The sequence below is a fragment of the Roseateles sp. P5_E11 genome, from assembly GCF_054049355.1.
The window spans coordinates 1-1,347 of sequence record NZ_JBFUMO010000971.1; the positions used below are offsets into that span (position 1 = coordinate 1).

Annotated in this window: 2 protein-coding genes; both read left to right on the plus strand. The window is 67.8% G+C overall.

Annotation, left to right across the window (positions count from 1 at the left end; all coding sequences use genetic code 11):
* Positions 1–35 precede the first annotated feature (35 nt).
* Positions 36–800, plus strand: a complete 765-nt coding sequence (gene paaC / locus ACXJKR_RS32605; protein WP_457326386.1) for a 1,2-phenylacetyl-CoA epoxidase subunit PaaC — start codon at positions 36–38, stop codon at positions 798–800.
* Positions 800–1,267: a 1,2-phenylacetyl-CoA epoxidase subunit PaaD gene (gene paaD / locus ACXJKR_RS32610; RefSeq protein ID WP_457326387.1), complete on the plus strand. Its 468-nt coding sequence runs from the start codon at positions 800–802 to the stop codon at positions 1,265–1,267. The genes paaC and paaD overlap by 1 nt, the downstream gene beginning before the upstream one ends.
* The last annotated feature ends 80 nt before the right edge of the window (positions 1,268–1,347 follow it).

Consider the following 1,347-nt stretch of genomic DNA (forward strand, 5'->3'; position numbering starts at 1 on the left):
TTCTATGAGCTCCCCGATGAGCTCAACCACATGTGATGGACGCCAAGACCACCTACGTCCTGCGCCTGGCGGACACCTGTCTCATCCACAGCCAGAGGCTGTCCGAATGGGCCGGCCACGCGCCGGTGCTGGAGGAAGACCTGGCGCTGCCCAATATCGCGCTGGACCTGCTGGGCCAGGCCCGTGCGCTGCTGACGCATGTCGRCAAGCTCGAAGGCGCCGGCCGTGATGAAGACCAATTGGCCTTCCTGCGCGAGGAGCGCGATTACCGCAACGTCATCCTCGTCGAGCTGCCGAATGCGGCGGCGAGCCCGAGCGATGGCGGGGGCGGGCGGGACTTCGCGCTGACCGTGCTGCGCAACACGGCCATGGCGATCTGGCTGGAGCTGCTGTACGGGCGCCTGCAGACGAGCCTGGACGCCGAACTGGCCGGCATTGCCGCCAAGTCGATCAAGGAAGTGCGTTACCACCGCCAGCACTCAGGCGACTGGGTGGTGCGCCTGGGCRACGGCACGGAGGATTCCAAGGCGCGCATGCAGGCGGCGCTGAATGTGCTGTGGCCGTACTTCAACGAACTGTTCGCCGCCGATGGTGTCGACGGCGTCGGCCCCGCATGGAACGAGCTGGAGCCTGAATGGCGCGCCCGCTGGGCCACGCTGATGGCCGAAGCCACGCTCACGCTGCCGCGCGAAAGCGCGATGCAGCCGCGTGGCATTGACGGCATCCACAGCGAACACATGGGCCACATGCTGGCGACGATGCAGCATCTGCAGCGCAGCTACCCCGGCGGAGTCTGGTGATGAATCTCACCGCCGCGCGCGCCAAACTCAACGCCGTGCCCGACCCGGAGATCCCGGCGATCAGCCTGGTGGAGCTGGGCATCGTGCGCGAGCTGCGCGAGACGGCGTCGGGCGTCGAGGTTGTGCTGACGCCGACCTACAGTGGCTGCCCGGCGACCGAGCTGATCGCCGACGACGTGCGGGCGGCGCTGGCTGAGTTTGGCGACGTGACCGTCACGATGCAGCGTGCGCCGGCGTGGAGCACCGACTGGATCACGCCCGAGGGCCGCGAGAAGCTGCAGCAATACGGCATCGTGCCGCCGCAGTGCAGTGGCGAGCAAGCCATCCGCATCGTGCCGCGCCTGCGCTGCCCGCGTTGCGACAGCGGCCGCACGGAACAACTCTCCCGCTTCGGCTCCACCGCATGCAAGTCCACGTGGCGCTGCATCGAGTGCCTCGAACCCTTCGAATACTTCAAGCCGATCTAGAACATGACGCCCCCACGTTCACTTCGTTCACTGCCCCCCGAGGGGGCGCCAGTGCCCTTCGGGCGGCCGGGCGGGCACTG

Coding starts and splice junctions, on each gene's coding strand:
- paaD (WP_457326387.1), top strand. CDS start 800: ATGAATCTCACCGCCGCGCGCGCCAAACTCAACGCCGTGCCCGACCCG.